The sequence below is a fragment of the Actinomycetes bacterium genome (genome assembly GCA_024222295.1).
Taxonomy (GTDB): domain Bacteria; phylum Actinomycetota; class Acidimicrobiia; order Acidimicrobiales; family Microtrichaceae; genus JAAEPF01.
This window is the reverse complement of the sequence record JAAEPF010000024.1, coordinates 321,231-340,464: the sequence shown is the minus strand read 5'-3', so window position 1 is coordinate 340,464 and position 19,234 is coordinate 321,231. Positions and strand designations below refer to the sequence as shown.

The window sequence follows — 19,234 nt, the reverse complement described above, 5'->3', positions numbered from 1 at the left end:
CGGTGTGCTCCCAACTGCCGCCGTGGTTGGTGGCGGCCTCTATGACCTGACGAGGCGTCAGCCTAGGTGGCCGCCGCCGTGCGTGCCTGCTCGCAGTGAGTGATGTGCAACGGGTCGGGTCGGCTCAGCCGATCTCGCCCAGCGCCACTGAATTCCCCGCCTGTGCCAGCACCACGCGACGACCGCCGACCGCTTCCTCGAGTGGCACCGTCACGGTGACGAGCTCGGCCTCCGGCTCGCACGCAAGCCCGAACGAGGCGCCGATCACGATCGGGCGCACGTTGATCTCGAAGGGATCCTCGGACACCTCGAGAAGCGCGGGAACAGAGTCGTTCGACACTGCGCAGAACATGGTCACCGTGATCGACTGGCGGTCTTCGGACACCACGAGGTCGCTCTCGGCCACGACCGAGGAAGTCGGTGCCTCCAGCAAAGCGTCGGGAATCTCGAACAGGTAGCTCCACTGGCCGTCGCCGACCTCCAGAACCTCCGAAACTCCCTCCGGCGCCGGGTTGCCATCGAGCATCGTGACCTCGGTGGACTCGCTGGGCGGCGTGGTGGGGTCGGGACCGGCCTTCTGGTCGGAGCTGACCTCCTCGGTCGGCTCGCGGTCGTGCGTGCCATACGCGATCACCGCGTAGGTGCCCACCGCGATCATGGCGATGAACAGGAGCGCGAAGCCCCAGATCGTGTAGGTCTTCCTCTGGTCCTCGCCGTCGGCCGCCATGGACTCCCTAGAGTACGGCGACCGGTGCCACGGGAGTCGAAGCCGCACCTGTGAAGGGCTCAGGCACAGCCACGAGCATGAAGGCCCCGCTGCCGCGTTCCGCGCAGGCCACCGAGAGTTCCTCGAGGTTCCAGTTCTGCCCCTGGATGAGCCCCATGTCGCGCACCTGGATCAGGTGGACCGCCAGGCAGTCCAGCCAGTCCTCGCGCGACGGGGGGAACGCTTCATAGGCGTAGGAGTCGACTGCCGCGCCGGCTACGTCGTTCTCGTGCATCCAGCGCACCGAGTTCACGGACAGACCGGGCAACTTGGACTCACCCGTGCCGACGGCGTACCGCCAGCGCTTGGTGTCCTGGATCGGCACGAAGGGCTCACGGTCGTCGGCCAGGTAGTGGCGCATCTCGCCGGTGCGGATCACCACGAAGTCACCGGGGCACACCTCGACCTTCGCGAACTCGGCAGCCGCGTCGAGGTCGTCGCCGGTGATGGCATAGCCCTGGTCGACCTCGTCGAGGCCGTCGACGCCCTTGGCACGGGCGACGTCGAGCAACACACCACGGGTGGCGATGGCGGGCAGCTTCTCCGCTCCGAGCTTCCGCGCGCCGTGGAATGCGGTGATCTCATCGCTCGAGTAGCCGTTGTAGAGGAAGCCGTCGTATCCGACGTGCGACAGTGCGTCGAGGTGGGTGCCGGCGCAGGTACTCATGGTCACCACGTCGTCGGTGCCCTCCCAGATCCCCGGAGCGAAAGGGTCACGCTCGTTGATCGACGTATGGGTGAGGATCGGGTTGAAACGGCGGGCCGGCTGACCGACCTGGATGCCGTCAGAGCGCAGGTCCACCGCCAGCTTGACCCGCTGGCCGCTGCCGATCGCCTCGTTGCCCCGACGGGCGGAATCGTCGTCGAGCAGGTTGCCGCAACCCAGTTCGTCGTCGTCGCCCCATCGGCCCCAGTTGCGGACGTCCTCAGCCAGGTCGGCGAGCTCTCCCGGAAGCGGCATCAGTCGAGTACCAGCACGCCGCGGGCGAGCTTGCCGTCGTGCAGCTCGTCGAGAGCCGACTGGAATCCCTCGATCGGGTAGGTGGCGGTGACCAGCTCGTCCAGCTTGAGGCGCCCCGCTTTGTAGAGCTCGACCATCAACGGTATGTCGTAGGCCGGCCGGGCAGAGCCGTAGCGACAGCCCATGAGTGACTTGTCGTTGTACATCGTGTTGACGACGAAGCTGGCCTCGGTGCCCATCTTGGGAACTCCGACCATCACCACGCTGCCACCGAAGTCGAGCATCTCGGTGCCGGCCTTGATGAGGGCGGTGGACCCGACGCACTCGAACACGAAGTCCACGCCGTTGGGGCAGACTTCCTTGATTGCCTCGACGAGGTCGGCGCCCTCCTCGGGGCAGATGAAGTGCGTGGCGCCGAACTGGAGCGCCAGGTCTTTCTTGTTCGGGTTGGTGTCGACTGCGATGACGGGCAGCGCGTCGCTGAGGGCGAGGCCCTGGATCACGTTGAGCCCGATCCCGCCCACGCCGATCACCACTGCAGACTGGCCGTGGGTGACCTTCGCCCGGTTGATCACTGCGCCGACGCCGGTGAGGACACCGCAACCTATGAGCGATGCCGAGGGGAGGGGCACGTCGTCGGGGATCTTCACAGCCGAGGTCTCGGTAACGACTGTCTCCTCGACGAACACGGACGTGTTCGCGAACTGGAATGCCTTCTCCCCGCCGACGGTGAATGGGCGCGAAAGCTTGCCGAGCGACTGGCGGCAGAACGTGGGCTTGCCGCGGCTGCATGCGTCGCAGCGGCCGCAGTTGCCGAGCGTCGTGAGCACGACGTGGTCGCCGACCTCGAGGCTGGTCACGTCGTCGGCCTTGGCGACAACCTCGCCGGCGCCCTCGTGGCCGAGCACAACCGGTGGCGGGAACATGATCGTGCCGTCGAGCACCGACACGTCGCTGTGGCAGAGCCCGGCTGCCGCCAGCTTCACCCGCACCTCGCCGGCGCGGAGGTCACGGACCTCCACGTCGTCTCGCAGCTCGGCTTTCTCGCCGTCGAAGACGATTCCCTTCATTTCGGCCACCCCTTGTTGGTCGATCCAGTCCCGCAGTGGGACCGCACGACTCTAACGCGCCAACTAGAACGCGTTTCAGTTCGGATCGTGGAGCCGATCAGTACAGGCCGTAGTACGTCGTGGTCGTGTTCAGGTAGATCGGCGGCAGGTAGATGCTCGGCATCGGGATCGACAACGACGGTGGATTGATCGGCGTGATCTGTGGTGGGGTCTCGTACTTGGGGTCCTGCGGTGGGTCCGGCACGCCCTCGGTGATCGTTGTGGTCGTGGTCCCCCCGTCGGACGGAACCGTCGTTGTCGCTCCGGGGGTGGTTGTGGCCGAGCCGCGGGGCGTTGTGGTGGTCGTCGAGGCACCCGGCACCGTGGTGGAGGGCACCGGCGCACCGGTCGTGGGCGGAACCGTTCCCGGCACTGTCGTAGGAGGCGAGGTCGTGACAACGCTCGACGGTGTGGACACGTCGGGTGAGTCGGTGCTGTCGACCGGCAGCAACTCGCCGTTGCCGAGTCCTTCTGCGAGAACCACCGCCAGGGCAGCGGCCAGCACAGCCCCGACGGCGTACTTCCAGACCTTCCGAGGGGGCTTCGCCAACGGTGGGAACCCGCTCGAGGACCACGGCTTGCCCGAAGCGCTGGCCACGACCGCCGCGCCCTGGCCGAGTACCTCGTCGCGCACCGAGATCGGAGCCGCGAGCAGCGCCGACTGGGCAGCCTGGCTGAGTGCCGCACCCGAGAGCACTGCCTTCGGGAGCTTCGCCTTCATCTTCTGGCAGCGGTCGCAGCCATCCACGTGACGGGCGAAACGCTTGCGCCACAGCACGTCGTAGGTGCCATCCCACTTCTTGGCGACACCCTCGAGGTCGCCGCACTGGTCACGACCCGCGGAAACCACGAGCAGCGCCGACATCGAGCGCTCGAGCCGCTCCTTCATCCGGTGGGTCATCTGGTAGGCGTTGTCGACCTTCACCCCGAGGGCGTCGGCGAGATCCTCGCCGTCGAGGCCCTGGGTGAGGTTGAGCTCCAGCACCATCCGGTCCCGGTCGTCGAGACCACCCGCCGCCGCCTGCACGAGCGCAGCCAGTTCGGCCGGGTCGGCCTTCGGCAACTCGGCAGTTGCGTCGGGGCCCGCGGATTCGAACTCCGTCGGGTCCATCGAGAGTGCCTTCATGTCGTCCACCTCTTGCATGGGGCGCACCCGGGCTCGGTCCCGTGAACGCCTGTAGACCTCGTTTCGTGCAATCGCATACAGCCAGGGACGCAACTTGGCGGGATCGCGGAGCTGGTGCAACCGCTGGAAAGCGGTGAGGAACACCTGGCCACACACGTCCGCGCCCTCGTCGGCGTCACGCAGCATGTGCGTGCACATCGTGTTGATCCGATCGGCGTAGCGGTCGTACATCTCCGCCATGGCATCCGAGTCCTTGTCGAGAACCCGGGCAACGAGCGACGCGTCGTCCCCACCAACTGCGGGGAGGTCAACCATCGTGTCGTCGATGTCTGCCATGGGGAGTGCCGTCTCCTCTTCCATGCCTGTGATCGTGATCGTGGGTTCGTTCCCACCGGCTGGATCTCGGTGACCTGACCGGATGGGCCCGACCCCTTCCGAGGTGGACCCCTCCAGTGTTGCGTCCCAATGCTCGTATTGCACTGCCAATCGCGATTCCCAGGTCATGTCACACCCGGCCCTGGTGCTCACCGGTGGCCTCGTCACGGCTGCGGGCCGCGACCGAGAGCCCGGCGATCAGCACGCCCACCGCCAGCACACCGGCTCCGACCAGCGAGAGGAGCGAGTTTCCGCCCGTGAAGGCAAGGTTGTCGTCCTTGCCGGTTCGGACCTCTGATTCCTCCGCGACCTGTACCTCGATCTCCTCGAGGTCATAGACAGTCGTCGTCGTGCTGGGTGCGGTGCTGGGAGCGGTCGTGTCGGTCACGACCGTGGTCGTCGACTCGCCGGGCTCGTCGCAGATTCCGGCAGCGAAGACCTCGAAGTCCTCGCAGTCACGGTGGTCGTCGTTAGGGACCTGGCGTTCGCGCTCGGGGCAGGCGACGAGCTCGTCGGGTCCACATCCGTAGGGGTACGGGCCTTCGTAGTCCTCGTCGTAGCTTTCCTCTGCGACGATGCGGTGCCGGTCCTCGGGAACGTCGGGCTCAGAAGGGTCCCAGCAGTCGTCACAGCTGTCGGGACCCGCCTGATCACCGACGGGGTCCTTCAGAGGTGGCATCGCCGGCTGGGGGGCGCCCGGCGCGGATGGCGTGTGCTCGAGCTCGGGGAGCAGGTCGCTCACGTCTGGCAATGGCGGGATCGTGATCAGCGGTGGCGTGGTCTTCGCCGGCACCGAGCCGAGCCGGTCCGCGACGTCGTCGTCCCAGCCGTCACCGGCAGGCGCTGCAGAAGCCGCGGTGGAAGCCACAGCCCCTGCGGCCAACACGACCACCGATGCGAGCGCGAACCGCACGAACATCCCGGGCCGGACGGGCGCAGGGGCCACCGAGCGCCGCTCACTGCGGATACCGACTTGCTTGCGATTGATGCGTGATGCGTTCATTTCCGACTCCTCCAGGTGGCGACCTGTCGTCGCCTTCACCCTTCAGGAGCCAGAGCCCCGCATTTTCTGACACTTTTCTGCGAAGACGTTCCGGTGTCAGTCCTCGACCTGTGAAGAGACGGCCCGCAACAGGGCCAGGTCGTTGCGGGCGATGACGCCGTTGGACAGCGCCCAATCGAGCACCGTCTCGCGGCGCCCGTCGGCGCTGACACCCTGCGTGCCCTTCACGCCCTCCAAGCCGATGCGGTGGAGCTTGTCGCAGACCGCGTCGAGCTTCCGATTGAACTTGTTGCCCGTCCAACCAAGCCGCGATGCCAGCACGCTCGATCCTTCGATCCGGCCCGTTCGCAGCTTCGACTCATACAGGGTGACGAGCAGGAGGTGCTGTTCCGGCGACAGCGGGATCTGGCCGAAATCCACAGTCGCCGTGCCGATCATCTCGCCCGCGTTGTCCGCCTGCATCGGATCACCCCTGCGAACGCCGGTCAGCTCGTAGTTGGACGCGCCCGCGCTGAAACGGACCGCGAAGTTGCTTGCAGCGACCGGCAACTGCTGGCCGGGAGCCAGCTCCATGGTGGTGGCGGCATCGACATCCACGAGCTCGAGGCGCATGCGGGTGCCGACGTTCTGCAACCACCAGACACCCTCGCGGCGAAGGAAACGCCCCACGAGTCGGTGCATGAACTGGTTGGAGTCGATCACGAGGTCACCCGAACGGCCGAAGGTCATCTCACCGGCGTCGACCTCGATCTGCTCCCCCGCGAGCTCGACCACGAGGTCTCCCGGGTCGGCCCGCCACTCGCTCACAGTTCCAGCCCGAGCCGCGCCCACTGTTCGGGGAATCGATCGCGCAGGCCTGCTCTCTGCCAGGTCGGCAGCCACATCACGCCGGTGTGGTTCTCCGCCACCCACTGCGACGGCAGGGCCGCGTGCACATCATCGAGGTTGGACAGCATGACGAGGAACATAGATGGGTGCTCATAGGCGGCCATCCGGATGATCGGGGCGATCGCCTCGACCCACTCCCTCGCAAGGCAGCAAACAGGCCCCTGACCAGAGCGACGGCTCCCCTCTGTTCACCGAGGGTTGCGTAGAGGCGCTCGACCACTGCTCGCCGGGCCCCGATGACCTGGTGGGCGGTTGCAGAGACGTCGGTGACGGCCGGCTGATCGTCCTCGGAGCGGCTCGAGTTGGCACGATCGAGTTCTGCGCACACCTGGCGGATGGTCGGACGCGCCGATGGGTCCTTGGCCATGCACCGGCCGATCAATTCCGTGGACCACGACGGTGCATCCACGGTACCAAGGCACGGGGTCTCAGTGTGGATCCTGGCGATGGTGGTGGACGCCGGCTGGTCAGCGTCGCCGAACGGAGCCCTGCCCGTGAGACCGAAGCAGAGAGTTGCGCCCAGCCCGTACACGTCGTTCGAGGGCCCGGGACTCCGGCCTTCCAGCAGCTCGGGCGGGGCGAACGGCAGCGAGCCCTGGAGCGGGTCGATGGTGTGGCTCGCCGATCTCACCGACGCACCGAAGTCCGACAGGCGCACCGAACCGTCTCGGGCAAGCAGGACATTCGACGGCTTCACATCGCAGTGGATCACCGACTCCGAACGGGCTGCGAGGAGGGCACCGGCCAACTGACGGGCAACCTCGACCGCGCGATCCGCTCGAAGCGGGCCGCACTCCCGGACGACCTCGTCCAACGAGCCTCCCTCCGCGTCCTCCAGGACCAGGTACGGCCAACCCGAATCCGTGGTTCCCTCTCCCAGTACCGTGAGAACGTTCGAGTGCCAGCAGACGGAGGCCTGGGTTCGGGCTTCCTCCACAGCACTGCTCGTGCCATCCGTCCCGATCGCGTCGAGAGCCTTGATGACGACGGTGCGGTTGAGCCGCGCGTGCCTGGCCCTGAAAACGGTCCCGGATCCACCTCGGCTGATCTGGACCACGTCGGCGTACTCAGGTCCGAACCGGCCGCCCGCGCGGCCCACAGCAGCGTGCCCGTCTCCCATGGACAAACGATACATGTGAGGCCAATTGCGCTGAATTCTGGACCTTTTGGATGACTCAGGAAAACAGCTCACAGTGTTGGCACGCGACAGTGCCGGGCTCCCGTCGTGGGGGCCCGGCACCACCGGGGTCGGGGGAGATTCTGCTGCTAGCGGATCTCAGCCCTCGGAGACCCTGGACCGGCGGGCCAGCAGCGACAGGCCGCCCACCATTCCGCCTGCGGCCACGAGGCCGGCGCCCACGAGCGGAAGCTTGCTGTCGGAACCCGTGTAGGCGAGTTCCTTGGCGTCGCTGCGCTCTTGCTGCCTTTCTTCGACCTCGACCTCTGGGTACTCGGGCTGGGTCGTCTCCGGGACAGTGGTTTCGGGCACGGTCGTGGATGTGGTGCTCTCGGGGACCGTGGTGTCGGTCGTCTCGTCACCGGGGTAGTCCTCGGGGTCCTCAGGGTCGATCGGATCGGTGGGGATCTCGGGGAAGTCCGGGATGTGTGGGTCCAGCGCACCGGGGATGGTGTCGATGGTCGGCCCGTCCGGGAAGCCGGGCGCCGACGGCACCGGAATGGTCACCTCGGGCTGGATCGGCACCGGGGAGTCGGGGATGCTGGGCTCGGGGAGCGCGATGGTGACGCGCGGCATGGTGTCCACCGTGAAGTCCGGAACCACTGGCTCGAAGTCCTCGAAGTGCGGACCGGGCACATGTGGCTCGGCCGATGCAATGGCGCCCGCACCGGCAGAACCGGCGGTGGCGATGATGGCAGCGGCGGCGAGACGCCGACCGTTGCGACGGAGGAACGAGCCTCCGGTGCTGGCCTTGGTGTCGTTGTGTGCGGTGTGGTTGTTCATGTCGTTCTCCAGGTTCGGGGCGATCCGTTGTCGCCTTCGGGGTGCAAGAGACGTGGCCGACCGGATCTGACAGAAACTTCAGCGATTTCTGCAGAACTTCCGGATTTCCTTGCGCCATGGCCACGAACCCCTTTGCACGGCGGGGCTCCCTGTCCAGGAACGAACGAGAGTTCGACCTCGGGCATGGCCGGACACCCCGCGACGCAGTGCGCTCCCACGGCGAGCGGCTACAGGCCCGTCGCGGCAAGCGGTTGTCTGTGCGGCGGCGCCCCGAGGGAGTAGTTGGCGACGAGTGGCGGCCTGGATCGGGCGCGTTCAGGCCTTGGTCGGCACGCGGATCAGGATGGTCGCGATCCCGCTCGCGCCTGCGGCGACAACGACTGCTCGCAGGATCCAGTTGTCGACGATGAAGGCGCTGAGGCCCACGAACACCACGATCATCGTCACCGCCGTCACCTTGGCGGAGCGGGGCATGCCCTTGCCGTCTCGGTAGTCCCTCACCAACGGGCCCACCTTCGGCAGGCCCAACAACCAGGCTTCCAGCCGTGGACTGGAACGGGCGAAGGCCCACGCCGCAACCACGAAGAACACCGTGGATGGCAGGCCTGGTACGACGATCCCTATGCCACCGATACCCACCGCGACGAGGCCGAGGGCGATCCAGCCGGCTCGTGCGAGCCAGCCCTGCTGTTCGGCGTCAATCAGGTCGACCACACGATCGACTGCAACTCGCTGTAGGCGAGCAGCCCGTAGCTCCCGCCATCGCGGCCCACGCCTGACTGCTTGAAGCCACCGAAGGGCGCCTCGTGGTTGCGCTGGAGCGTGTTGATGCCGACGTTGCCCGACCGCAGCCGCTTGGCGATGCCCCAGGCCGCACCCGCATCAGCGGAGAACACATAGGAGTAGAGCCCATAGTCGGAGTCGTTGGCGATGGCGACCGCCTCGTCGTCATCGTCATAGGGCACGACCACGATCACGGGGCCGAAGAACTCCTCGCGCACCGGCTCCATCTCCTGGGTGCAGCCCACCATGAGGGTGGGCTCGTAGAAGAAGCCGGTGTCCATGCCGCCGTGGCCGCCGCCAACGGCGATCTCGGCGCCCTGTCCGACTCCGGTCGCCACGAGCGACTCGACATGGCCGCGCTGCTTGGCGGAGATGAGCGGCCCGACGAGCGTGTCCTTGTCGTTGGGGTCGCCCACCTTCATGAACTCGGCTGCCATCTTCAGGCCGCCGACCAGCTCGTCGTGCTTCGAGCGATGCACGATCACACGGGTGGGGGCGGTGCAGATCTGCCCCGAATGGAAGCCCCACACCGAGGCAATGCCATTGATCGCCGTCTTGAGGTCTGCGTCCTCGCGCACGATCGCGGCGCCCTTGCCGCCGAGCCCGAGCAGCAGGCGCTTGTTGGCCCCACCGGCGACGGCGCCGATGTGCTGGCCGATCACGGTCGATCCGGTGAAGGAGATCATGTCGGTGCGCGGGTGCGCCACGACGGCTTCCGACGGCGCCACCTCGGAGCCGACCACCACGTTGATGACGCCGGGCGGGAAGCCGGCCTCGTTCATCAGCTCCACCATGCGGATCACGCCGAGCGGATCCTGCGGGGCGGGCTTCACGACAACCGGGTTGCCCATGGCGAGGGCAGGGCCGATCTTGCCGGCCATGTTCACCATCGGGAAGTTGTAGGAGGTGATGCAGGCCACCACGCCGACCGGCGCACGGTTCACCGCGGCGGACACGAGCCCGCCGGGCGCCAGTGCGGTCGACGGCATCACCGAGGGGCGCAGCGGATCGATGGTGGGCTCCATCGCGCCCTCCGCGTAGCGGCGCAGGCGGGCCGCCGCCTGGGGCACCTGGATGGTGGACGTGGTGCGCAGCGTGGCGCCGGTCTCGGCCACGGTGAGCGGGATCAGTTCGTCTGCGTGCTGGTCGATCAGGTCGGCGGCCTTGTTCAGCAACTCGGCGCGCTCTTCGGACCTGGTGCGCGACCAGGAGTCCCACGCCGCTCCGGCGGCGTCCACTGCCGCCTCTGCCTGCGCGACCGAAGCTTCGGGTGCCTCGGCGATGACCTCCTCGGTCGCCGGGTTCACGATGTCGTAGGACCCCTCCCCAGGCACCTTTTCGCCGCCGATGATGAGCCCGTATTCGCGTTCGCTTTTGGCCATGGCGTGAGCCTATGGCAACTCCTGACGGGGCGTCAGATCTGGTCGGTCGACCAGGTCGTGCTGATCGAGACGACCGGGATGACGGTGACGACTTCCACTTGTTGCCGCTGCGCTCATGGAACCGGTCGGGATGGCCGGCCAGGGCACCGATGCGCCATGCTGGCATGCGCCGCCTGCGGAGGCTGCAAACGTGTTGGAGAGAGAACATGACTTCTGCGCAAGCTCCTCGACTCGTGGAGGCGGATGCGCGGTGGCCCGAGCGGTTCCGTTCGATAGCGTCCGCCGTGGGCGAGGCAATCGATGTCGCGGGTGTGCAGATCCACCACGTCGGGTCCACCTCGGTGCCGGGTACCGCTTCGAAGGACCGCGTCGACGTGCTCGTGGAGGTCCCGCTCGGCACGGAGGCAGCCGACGTGGTCGGGCCGCTCACCGCACTCGGTCTGGAGCACCTGCCGGAGATGGGGCTGTACCTGCCCGAGCGTCTGTTCTTCAGGCGCGATGGGAGCGATGCGTGCAACGTGCATGTGGAACAGGCGGGGCGGCAGGGTGCGATTCGGGATCCGCGGCTCGTGTTCCGCGATGCCTTGCGGGCCGATGATTCGTTGCGCGACGACTACGTCACCCTCAAGCGGCGCGCGGCTGTCGAGCAGGACAACAGCTTGGACTACACCGACGCCAAGACCGGATTCGTGACCGGGGTGCTGGCCCGGGCGGGTGAGGCGGGCGACCATACCGGCGTGCACGTGCGCTCGGAGGAACCCGACAGCGACGCCGCCCGAAAGCTGGTGGCGGAGTACGTGGCGTTCCTCGAGGAGCACGAGCCGCACGAGTTGGACGTGAGCACCGACGCGGCCCGCCACGGCTCGGAGTACACGCCGCCCGCCGGCACGTTCCTCGTGGCGTGGGACGACGCGACCCCTGTCGCCTCCGGCGCCGTGCGCGAACTCGAGCCCGGTGTCGCCGAACTGAAGCGCATGTGGGTGACCGACTCGCACCGCCGGCGCGGGCTCGGCGGTCGTATGCTGGCCGCCCTGGAGACCTCGGCGCGGGTCATGGGCTGTGCCACGGCCAGGCTCGACTCGATGCGGACCCTCGAGTCGGCAGTGTCGATGTACTCGGCCCACGGCTACTCCGAGATCGAGCCGTACAACTCGAATGCGGACGCCAGCATCTGGATGGAGAAGGAACTCTCGTGAAGCGAACGCCTGCGATCCCGAGAACCGCCTAGGGCTCAACAGCTCAAATGCCGGCCTCGAGGAGCGGGCCGAGCACGGCGTCCATCTGGTCGCTGGACAGCATGGAACCACCGTCGAGCACGATGTTCTGGCCGGTCAGGTAGCCGAGGGCCGGGTCGAGCAGCATGCCTACGAGCCGGGCGGTCTCCTCGGCCGTCCCCACCCGGCCGGCGGGAGTGCGCTCCTCGATGCCCGAACGCATCCCGTCATTCGAAGCCAGCACCTCGTTGAGCGGTGTGCGGATGAAGCCGGGCGACACGCAGTTCACCCGCACCTGCGGCGCCCACTCCAGTGCCGCTGAACTGGTGAGCGCCACGACGGCGGCCTTGGCAGCGGAGTAGGGCGCCTCACCGCGTGTGGGACGCACCCCGGACACGCTCGCGATGTTCACCACCGCAGCGTCATCGGTGGCGCGGAGGTACGGCGCGGCCGACCGCAGGCAGTTGTAGGTGCCGGCCACGTTGACGCGCCAGATCAGGTCGACCTCGGCGGGCGTGTAGTCCTCCAGCCGCTTCAGGTTTCCGACACCGGCATTGTTGACCAGGGCCCGCAGCTCACCACAGGACAGGTCCGCGATCGCATCGAACGCCTGCTCGACCGCCCCCGGGTCAGCGACGTCGGCGGCGACGGCGATGCCCGACACCGAATCCGCCACGGCTTCGGCCCCGTCGCTGTTGCGGTCGAGCACGACGACCTGGTGCCCGGCGCCCGCCATGTGGCGACACACCGCTTCACCGATACCCGAAGCGCCGCCTGTGACGACAACGGTACCGGGAGTCTGTTTCGTCTGGGCCATCCGGGGATGCTTGCACATGACTAACCTCCGGGTCGTGAACGAGCCGACGGACACCAACGCCCATTTCCGCAATCTGCCGATCTTCGCGGGGTGCGACGAGCAGCAGCTCTCCGAGATCGACCGCGTCGCGGATGAGGTCCATGTGGAGGCCGGCCGTACGGTTCTGCGCCAGGGCGACCTGGGCCAGGAGTTCGCACTGATCGTGTCCGGCGAGGCCGACATCGTGAAGGACGACGAGGTCGTCGCCCGCCTCGGCCCTGGTGCCTACTTCGGCGAGGTCGCGCTACTCGACTCGATCACCCGAACCGCCTCCGTGGTTGCCGCCACCGACATGGTGCTCGAGGTGATCGACCGGCGCGGATTCAACACGTTGCTGGATGACCTGCCGACCCTGTCACGGGCGATGCTCAAGGGCATGGCCCAGCGCATGGCCGACCTCGAAACTGAGAACCACGAGCTGCGTTCGCGCAGCTAGCGGGGCCCTCACTGGTTGAGCAAGGGTGCCACGTCGGCGCCGAAGCGCTCGACCTGCTCGCAGTACTCTGCCGTGCTCGAAGCCGTGAAGCGCATCTGGAGCTGGTTGATCCCCCGGCCCGCGAACGTGCGGAGGCCTTCGGCGACCTCGTCGGTGTTGGTGCCGTCCAGGTGGACGGGGGCGCAGTTGAAGCCCATGTCGAACGCGGCGGGTAGCCCCGCCTCCTCGCGCAGCTCGTGGATCCGGGCGATGGCGGCGCGGGTGCCGATCTCCGGTGGCCCCTGGGGCAGCCAGCCATCGGCGAACTGTGCCGCGCGGCGGATCGCTGCAGGGGATGAGCCACCCACCCAGATGGGCGGACCACCGGCGCGATCCGGCCGTGGAGACATGGCGACTTCGTGATGCTCACCGCCGAAGTCGACGACCGGATAGCTCTCCTCGAAGGCTGAGCGGATTACCGGAATCGCAGCCTCCAGGTCAGCACCGCGCGTCGCGTGGTCGACGCCGAGCATCTGGAACTCCGACTTGAGGTGTCCGGCACCGACGCCCAGGATGGCGCGGCCACCCGAGAGCGAGTCGAGGGTGCAGAACGCCTTGGCGGTCATAGGGGCAGGACGGTACGGCAACACGTACACGTGGCTGAGCAGGTGCACCGACTCGGTGATTCCGGCGATCCAGCCGAGCGTGGCAATCGTGTCGTACCAGGTGGCGGACATGGCCTCGTCCGCCGGGCGGGGGATCCCGACGTGATCGCAGACTGCCACATAGAAGGCGCCCGCCCGGTCGGCGGCGGCCACGATGTCGGCCAGTTCAGCAGTGCCTGCGTCGACCTCCCACGGTTGGACGTAGATGGTCGACTGGGACTGGATCGGGAGCTGGAAGCCCCACACGGTTTCCCCTTCGGGGATGATCGCTGCCATCAGTTCTCTCCGTACTTCTCCTCGAGCGCGGCTGCCTCGGATGCCCCCATGAAGTCGCTGTAGTCCTCGAAACTCGCCATGTCGGCCAGCATCGAGGTGGGGGTGCCTTCCCGCAACAGGGTCCTGTAGGTGCGCTGCAGGTTCGCCACCGTCGACAGCAGCGCCGTAATCGGGAAGATCACGATCCGGATGCCCAGGTCCGCCAGCTGGTCTGGTCGGAGTTGGGGGCCCCTACCCTCCACCCATGCGTAGACGAGCGGCCAGTCCCCCAGCTCCGCGACGACGTTGGTGATGTCGGCCTCGGTGGGCAGGCCTTCCACGAAGAGGATGTCGGCGCCGGCCTCGCCGTAGGAGCGGGCCCGGCTGATGGCCGAGTCGACCCCCTCAACCGAGACTGCGTCGGTGCGGGCGATCACCAGCACGCCGTCGTCGCTGCGTGCGTCCGCCGCGGCGCGGACCTTGGCGGCATGCTCGGCGGCCGGCACCAGTTGCTTGCCCTCGAGGTGGCCACACTTCTTGGGCATGACCTGGTCCTCGAGGTGCATGGCCGCCACCCCGGCTCGCTCATAGGCCTCGACCGTGCGGATCACGTTGAGCGGATTCCCGTAGCCGGTGTCCGCATCCGCGATGAGTGGCACGTCCACGGCGGCGGCGATGCGGCCGGCCTGGTCCGCCATCTCGGTCAGTGTGAGCAGGCCCACATCCGGCTTGCCGAGGCGCACCGCGGAGGTGCCGTTGCCGGTCATGTAGACCACCTCGAAGCCGGCGTCCGCTGCGACGCGGGCCGACAGCGGGTCGAAGCAACCCGCAGCCACCACCACCTCGCCTGTTGCGAGAAGTTCGCGCAGGCTCACTCGTCGAGGTGGCGCGACAGGTCCTCTTCGGCCGCAACCACCATGGCGGCTGCATCTACAGCGGGGTCGTGGTGGGCCACTCCGACCGTGATCGGAAAGGAGACCACCGAACCGCCGACCTCGACCGGCATCGCGAACACGCCCCGGATGCGCTCGAGGAGCACCTCCGTGTCGGCGGCCTCGACGCCGGGGCCGGCCAGGGCGAACACACCGGGCGCGAGCACGCCCAGAACGTCGTTGGAGCGCACGAGCCGGCTCAAGCGCGAACCGACTTCGCGCATCGCGGCTTCGGCGGAGGTCGGGTCCTGCCCGGCGAACGAGTCGTAGCCGTCTATGGACACGGCGAACAGAGCCGGCTTCTCGGACTCGGCGAGCATCTCGGTGAGGGTGCTGACGAGCTGGCTTCGGTCGGGCAGGCCGGTGATCGGGTCCATCTTCATTCCTTCCTCACCGTACCGCGGTCAATCGGTGCTGTTGCCCCAGATGCCGACGAAGCTCACCATCTCACCGGGGTAGCCGCCGAGATTGTGGGTCAGGGCGAGCCCACGGTCGATCGTATCGATCTGGCGGTCATCGGGTGCCTCACCGCGCAGCTGGAGCCAGCATTCGAACAACATGCGCAGCCCCGAGGCACCGACGGGATGACCGAAGGACTTGAGGCCGCCGTCGGTGTTGACCGGAAGCTCACCGTGCAGGTCGAATACGCCGGCCTCACAGTCCTGCCAGGACTCGCCTCGCTTGCTGAACCCGAGGTCCTCCATCAGGACCAGTTCCGTAGGGGTGAAGCAGTCATGCACCTCGGCCATGGCGAGCTCGGCGCGCGGGTCGGTGATGCCGGCCTGGGCGTAGGCATCGTTGGCCGCCCACTCACACTCGGGGAAGTGGGTGTAGTCGTAGTCGGGGTCGAGCAGGCCCGAGCCGTTGCCGGCCACGAAGCTGAGTGCTTTCACGTAGATCGGATTGTCGGTGTACCTGTGGGCGTCCTCGGCCCTCACGACTATTGCGCTCGCCGCCCCATCGGCGACACCGGCGCAGTCGAACACCGACAGCATCCCGGCCACAGCAGGCATCTTGCAGATGGCGTCCACGTCCATCTCACGGCGGAACTGGGCACGCGGGTTCTTGGCACCGTTGGAGTGGTTCTTCGACGCGATGCGCGCCAGCGTGCGGCGCAGCTCGTCAGGGTCGACTCCGTAGCGCTGGGCGTAGGCGGGTGCCACCAGGGAGAACATCGCGGCGGCGGTCAACGTTCGCTGGGTGCCGTCGGTGGGGATCGGGAAGGCGTTGAGGCCCTGGTACCCGGAGTCCTTCACCTTCTCGACGCCCACGGCCGCGGCCATGTCGTAGGCGCCTGAAGCAACCGCGTAACAGGCCTGCCGGAGTGCCTCGGAACCGGTCGCGCAGTAGTTCTCGACGCGGGTGACCGGCCGACCCTCGAGCTTGAGGGGTGCCGCAAGGGTGATGCCGGACATGCCCGACTGGGCGGTTCCCAGCCACCAGGCGTCGATGTCGGCCTTGGCCACACCGGCGTTGTCGAGTCCGTCTGTGACGGCGTCGACCATGAGGTCGTCGGTGCTGCGGTCCCAGTGCTCACGAAAGGGCGTGCAGCCCATCCCGATGATCGCGACCCTGTCCTTGATGCCGTGGCTTCCCATCAGTTCTGCCCCTTGCTCGTCGCCTGTGCGGGTCGTGCCTTCCAGAAGTAGTTGGCTATGCCGTCCGCGGTGTTAATTCGCCTGAAGGTCATCTCGACCGGCATGCCGATGCTCACTTGCTCGGATGTGACGTCGGTGAGTTCCACCGGCAGCCTGCCACCGCCGTCGAAGTCGCAGACCGCAAAGATGGTGGGGGGTGACGGCGAGTAGGCCAGCGAGTCGATGGTGAACGTGACAACCGACGCGGCCACGTCGGCCATCGGGGCCAGATCCATGTCGTCCACCGCGCCGCCCCTGAAGCTGACCCGGGCGGGAGGCAGGTGCATGGCGCCGGAGTCCCGGTCGACCGACCCCACGAACCCGTACTTCCAGTCGAGGCGCCGTTCGGCTGCGGAGGCGGAAATGCGTGCCGGCTCCGGGCGGTTGGGGGGCTGGGTAGGCAGCACGCCCCGCCACTGGAGGTACTTGGCGTAGGTGAGGCTGTCGTCACCGCCCTCGAGCTGCTCCGCCACAGCAGGGGTGGCGGCTGCGCCGTCTCCGGTAGCCCTGAACAGGAAGACGTCTGCCCCGTCGGCCATCGACACGAGGGCGACCACCTGGCCGGCCCCGGCCGACTCGACGAGCTGGGTGAGCATCAGAGGACCGTGCGCCGCACCGCTGAATCCGACTGAGGCTGACAGGGTGTCGGCGACGCCCACCCCGGCGGCACCGAGCTGCTTGGCCAGCTTCGCTCCGGCGCGGGCGTGAGGGCCGACGATCGCCACCGAGGTGACTTGATCGGTGTCGAGACCGCTGTCCTTCAGCGCTGCCGTCCAGGCCGCGCCGGCAAGCTCCGCGTACCGCTGCTGGCCGAAGCGTTCCTCCCACGCGTGCATGCGCAACTCGCCGGGCGCACGCCAGCGGTCGAGGAACTCGCGGGTCGCCGACGCCCCACCGAGGTACTCCGCGACCAGCGGGGCTGTCTCGGAGTCACCCACCAGCAGGGCGGCCGCGGCGTCGCCACCTTCGCGCTCCTCGGAGCTGCCCGAGGGCCCGGTGCGGACATCACCTGCGAGAACGAGAGTGGCCGGGTCGGTCGAGCGAAGGGCAGCCATGAGCGCCGCGTTGGCACCGCGGAGTCCGCCCGAAGCGTCTGCTGCGAGCACATCGGGCGCGAGTCTCAGCGCTGCATGCGCTATCGGGGCACTCGACTTCTCGGCATAGGCCGGCGAGGTGGTGGCGAACCACAGCGTGGAGGGGCTCGCCTGTGGTGCAGCGGCCAGGGCCCGGCGGCCCGCGGCGACTGCCATCGTGAGGCTGTCCTCGTCATAGGAGGCGATGGTGCGCGCACCCTTGCCCTGGTTGCCCCCGAGCACGGAGGCGACGGCGCTGGCCTGCAGGCGCCAGTGGGGCAGGTAGCCGGCGGCGGCGATGAGTCCACGGGTCATGAGGCCCAACTTACGCCAAGATCTGACGGGTCGTCAGATCGCTGGTTCCCCGAAACAGCGAAAGGCTTGACCAAAAGCTGAACCTAGTTCAGAATAAGTGGCATGGCCAACACAGGACGCAGGGCCCGCAACCGCGCGGCCCGCCACAAGCAGATCACCGAAGCAGCATCCGCAATTCTTTCAGAAGAGGGCATAGCGGCCCTCACCATGCAGGAAGTGGCAGACCGCGTCGACTGCGCCGTGGGCACGATCTACACCTACTTCAACTCCAAGTCAGCACTTCTGGCGGCGCTGCAGATGGACGCCATCCGGGTTCTGGCCGACAGCCACGAGGCCGCCGCAAGCGCGTGGGAGGAGCGCTTCGAGGCGATGGACGTGGACCCGCAGGTCGCAGCCGTCACACGCATGTTCGCCCTGACCAAACTGCTGCTGTCCTGGCCGGAACTCCAGCCGCGCGAGTTCGACTTCCTGCAGGTTCTCATCACCACCCAGGAGGAGGTCATCTCCATGGAAGACGCCGTCACCGTGATCCCCCAGGCCCTGACGCTGTTCGCCGAGGGCCGGGTGCTGATCGACGCCGCGGTCGACCTGGGCGTGTTCGACTGCGACCCCGACCGGCCCGGCGACGACGGCCGGGGCCGCACCGTTCGCTGGATGGCTGCGACCGAGGGCTCGGTGTTGGTGGCCCAGGCCGGCGCCTCCGTGGCCGACATCGACCCGGATGCCTGGAACAGGTTCAACGTCGGTCTCCGCAACGTGGCCGACCTGATGATGGCCTGGGGCGCCAGCCGCGAACTCATCGAGGCGGCCACGAGCGCCCTCGATGACCTCGAAGCAGCAGACAAGCTGCTCCCGGCAGCGATCTGAGGGACAGCTCGATGAACTGGCTCGTAGCCCTCGCGGCATTCGTCGCGGGAATCAACCTCTGGTTTCTCTTCGAGTACCTGTTGCACCGCTTCGCCATGCACGAGCTGCACGGCAAGGGGATCATGAGCCGTGAGCACCTCGAACACCACGTCGCCGCGGGCTGGAGCTTCGACTACACGCACATCCTCTCCTGGCTGGGGGTCGGGCTCGTCGGCGGGGCCGTCTGGTTCCCCGTCGGATACCTGATCGGTGGCATGTGGGTTGCGATGCCGCTCGCTCTGGGCTGGCCGGTCGGCTACGCGTTCTATGAGTACCAGCACGCCATGTGCCACCTACGCCCGCCGAAGACCCGCTACCAGCACTGGGTGCGCAAGCACCACTTCCAGCACCACTTCGGAGCACCGATGCACAACCACGGCGTGAGCGTCGGTTGGTGGGACGTCGTGTTCCGCACCAGCGACCTGCCCGGCACGGTGCGGGTGCCACGGCGCCTCGCTGCCGGGCTGGGCTGGATCATCGACGACGACGGGGAACTGCGACCCGAGTTCGCGGGTGACTACGAACTCGTGGGCAGCTACGACGTCTCCGAGCGCCAGGCCGGGATCGACCGCGCCAAGGCATTCGCCAGCCAGACTCCCGACGCCTGACAGGA

General features: G+C 67.7%; 20 protein-coding genes. 4 read left to right on the top strand and 16 right to left on the bottom strand.

Translation table 11 applies throughout. The annotated features are described in order from the left end of the window. Positions 1-124: 124 nt before the first annotated feature. From GY812_09440 to GY812_09395, 10 genes are all read right to left on the bottom strand, one after another. The gene (locus GY812_09440; protein ID MCP4435702.1) at positions 125-727 is read right to left on the bottom strand and encodes a hypothetical protein; all 603 of its coding nucleotides are present in this window, start codon (positions 725-727) and stop codon (positions 125-127) included. A gap of 7 nt (positions 728-734) precedes the next feature. Further along, on the bottom strand, positions 735-1,727 hold the full coding sequence (locus tag GY812_09435; GenBank protein MCP4435701.1) for a cyclase family protein: 993 nt from the start codon (positions 1,725-1,727) through the stop codon (positions 735-737). Beyond that, the gene (locus GY812_09430; protein ID MCP4435700.1) at positions 1,727-2,797 is read right to left on the bottom strand and encodes a Zn-dependent alcohol dehydrogenase; all 1,071 of its coding nucleotides are present in this window, start codon (positions 2,795-2,797) and stop codon (positions 1,727-1,729) included. The genes GY812_09435 and GY812_09430 overlap by 1 nt, the downstream gene beginning before the upstream one ends. A 97-nt stretch (positions 2,798-2,894) precedes the next feature. Further along, the gene (locus tag GY812_09425; GenBank protein MCP4435699.1) at positions 2,895-4,322 is read right to left on the bottom strand and encodes a sigma-70 family RNA polymerase sigma factor; all 1,428 of its coding nucleotides are present in this window, start codon (positions 4,320-4,322) and stop codon (positions 2,895-2,897) included. 145 nt (positions 4,323-4,467) lie between these two features. Further along, positions 4,468-5,340 carry a hypothetical protein gene (locus GY812_09420; protein MCP4435698.1) on the bottom strand — a complete coding sequence of 291 codons (873 nt, stop codon included), beginning with the start codon at positions 5,338-5,340 and terminating at the stop codon, positions 4,468-4,470. A 96-nt stretch (positions 5,341-5,436) separates the two neighbouring features. Next, on the bottom strand, positions 5,437-6,147 hold the full coding sequence (locus GY812_09415; protein ID MCP4435697.1) for a hypothetical protein: 711 nt from the start codon (positions 6,145-6,147) through the stop codon (positions 5,437-5,439). A gap of 76 nt (positions 6,148-6,223) precedes the next feature. After that, positions 6,224-7,348, bottom strand: a complete 1,125-nt coding sequence (locus GY812_09410; protein MCP4435696.1) for a serine/threonine protein kinase — start codon at positions 7,346-7,348, stop codon at positions 6,224-6,226. A 156-nt stretch (positions 7,349-7,504) separates the two neighbouring features. After that, on the bottom strand, positions 7,505-8,188 hold the full coding sequence (locus GY812_09405) for a hypothetical protein (GenBank protein MCP4435695.1): 684 nt from the start codon (positions 8,186-8,188) through the stop codon (positions 7,505-7,507). Positions 8,189-8,503: 315 nt separating this feature from the next. Further along, positions 8,504-8,848 (bottom strand): DUF454 domain-containing protein, encoded by a 345-nt coding sequence (locus GY812_09400; protein MCP4435694.1) that lies wholly within the window; start codon positions 8,846-8,848, stop codon positions 8,504-8,506. A gap of 41 nt (positions 8,849-8,889) precedes the next feature. Further along, entirely contained in the window at positions 8,890-10,353 is a 1,464-nt protein-coding gene (locus tag GY812_09395) for an aldehyde dehydrogenase family protein (protein MCP4435693.1), read from the bottom strand. Between the two features lie 206 nt (positions 10,354-10,559). On the opposite strand from GY812_09395, the gene GY812_09390 reads away from it, so the two are divergent. Then, positions 10,560-11,549, top strand: a complete 990-nt coding sequence (locus tag GY812_09390; protein ID MCP4435692.1) for a GNAT family N-acetyltransferase — start codon at positions 10,560-10,562, stop codon at positions 11,547-11,549. A gap of 43 nt (positions 11,550-11,592) precedes the next feature. Here the strand turns inward: GY812_09390 and GY812_09385 are convergent, their stop codons facing one another. Further along, on the bottom strand, positions 11,593-12,384 hold the full coding sequence (locus GY812_09385; protein ID MCP4435691.1) for an SDR family oxidoreductase: 792 nt from the start codon (positions 12,382-12,384) through the stop codon (positions 11,593-11,595). Between the two features lie 34 nt (positions 12,385-12,418). Between GY812_09385 and GY812_09380 the strand changes: the two genes are divergently transcribed. Beyond that, positions 12,419-12,859 carry a cyclic nucleotide-binding domain-containing protein gene (locus tag GY812_09380; protein ID MCP4435690.1) on the top strand — a complete coding sequence of 147 codons (441 nt, stop codon included), beginning with the start codon at positions 12,419-12,421 and terminating at the stop codon, positions 12,857-12,859. Positions 12,860-12,867: 8 nt separating this feature from the next. On the opposite strand, the gene GY812_09375 is transcribed toward GY812_09380, so the two are convergent. Genes GY812_09375 through GY812_09355 form a run of 5 tightly spaced genes read right to left on the bottom strand, consistent with a single transcriptional unit; the run spans position 12,868 to position 17,715 of the window. After that, positions 12,868-13,779 carry a TIGR03619 family F420-dependent LLM class oxidoreductase gene (locus GY812_09375; GenBank protein MCP4435689.1) on the bottom strand — a complete coding sequence of 304 codons (912 nt, stop codon included), beginning with the start codon at positions 13,777-13,779 and terminating at the stop codon, positions 12,868-12,870. Then, positions 13,779-14,633 carry an isocitrate lyase/PEP mutase family protein gene (locus GY812_09370; protein ID MCP4435688.1) on the bottom strand — a complete coding sequence of 285 codons (855 nt, stop codon included), beginning with the start codon at positions 14,631-14,633 and terminating at the stop codon, positions 13,779-13,781. The genes GY812_09375 and GY812_09370 overlap by 1 nt, the downstream gene beginning before the upstream one ends. Next, positions 14,630-15,073 carry a diguanylate cyclase gene (locus tag GY812_09365; GenBank protein MCP4435687.1) on the bottom strand — a complete coding sequence of 148 codons (444 nt, stop codon included), beginning with the start codon at positions 15,071-15,073 and terminating at the stop codon, positions 14,630-14,632. Before GY812_09365 ends, GY812_09370 begins: the two co-directional genes overlap by 4 nt. 21 nt (positions 15,074-15,094) lie before the next feature. Then, positions 15,095-16,288, bottom strand: a complete 1,194-nt coding sequence (locus GY812_09360; GenBank protein MCP4435686.1) for an acetyl-CoA acetyltransferase — start codon at positions 16,286-16,288, stop codon at positions 15,095-15,097. Next, on the bottom strand, positions 16,288-17,715 hold the full coding sequence (locus GY812_09355) for a hydroxymethylglutaryl-CoA synthase (protein ID MCP4435685.1): 1,428 nt from the start codon (positions 17,713-17,715) through the stop codon (positions 16,288-16,290). The genes GY812_09360 and GY812_09355 overlap by 1 nt, the downstream gene beginning before the upstream one ends. 102 nt (positions 17,716-17,817) lie before the next feature. Between GY812_09355 and GY812_09350 the strand changes: the two genes are divergently transcribed. Together GY812_09350 and GY812_09345 are read left to right on the top strand one after the other, a co-directional pair. Next, positions 17,818-18,582, top strand: a complete 765-nt coding sequence (locus GY812_09350) for a helix-turn-helix transcriptional regulator (GenBank protein MCP4435684.1) — start codon at positions 17,818-17,820, stop codon at positions 18,580-18,582. 11 nt (positions 18,583-18,593) lie between these two features. Next, a complete protein-coding gene (locus GY812_09345) occupies positions 18,594-19,229 on the top strand; it encodes a sterol desaturase family protein (GenBank protein ID MCP4435683.1) in 636 nt (211 codons plus the stop codon). Positions 19,230-19,234 lie beyond the last annotated feature (5 nt).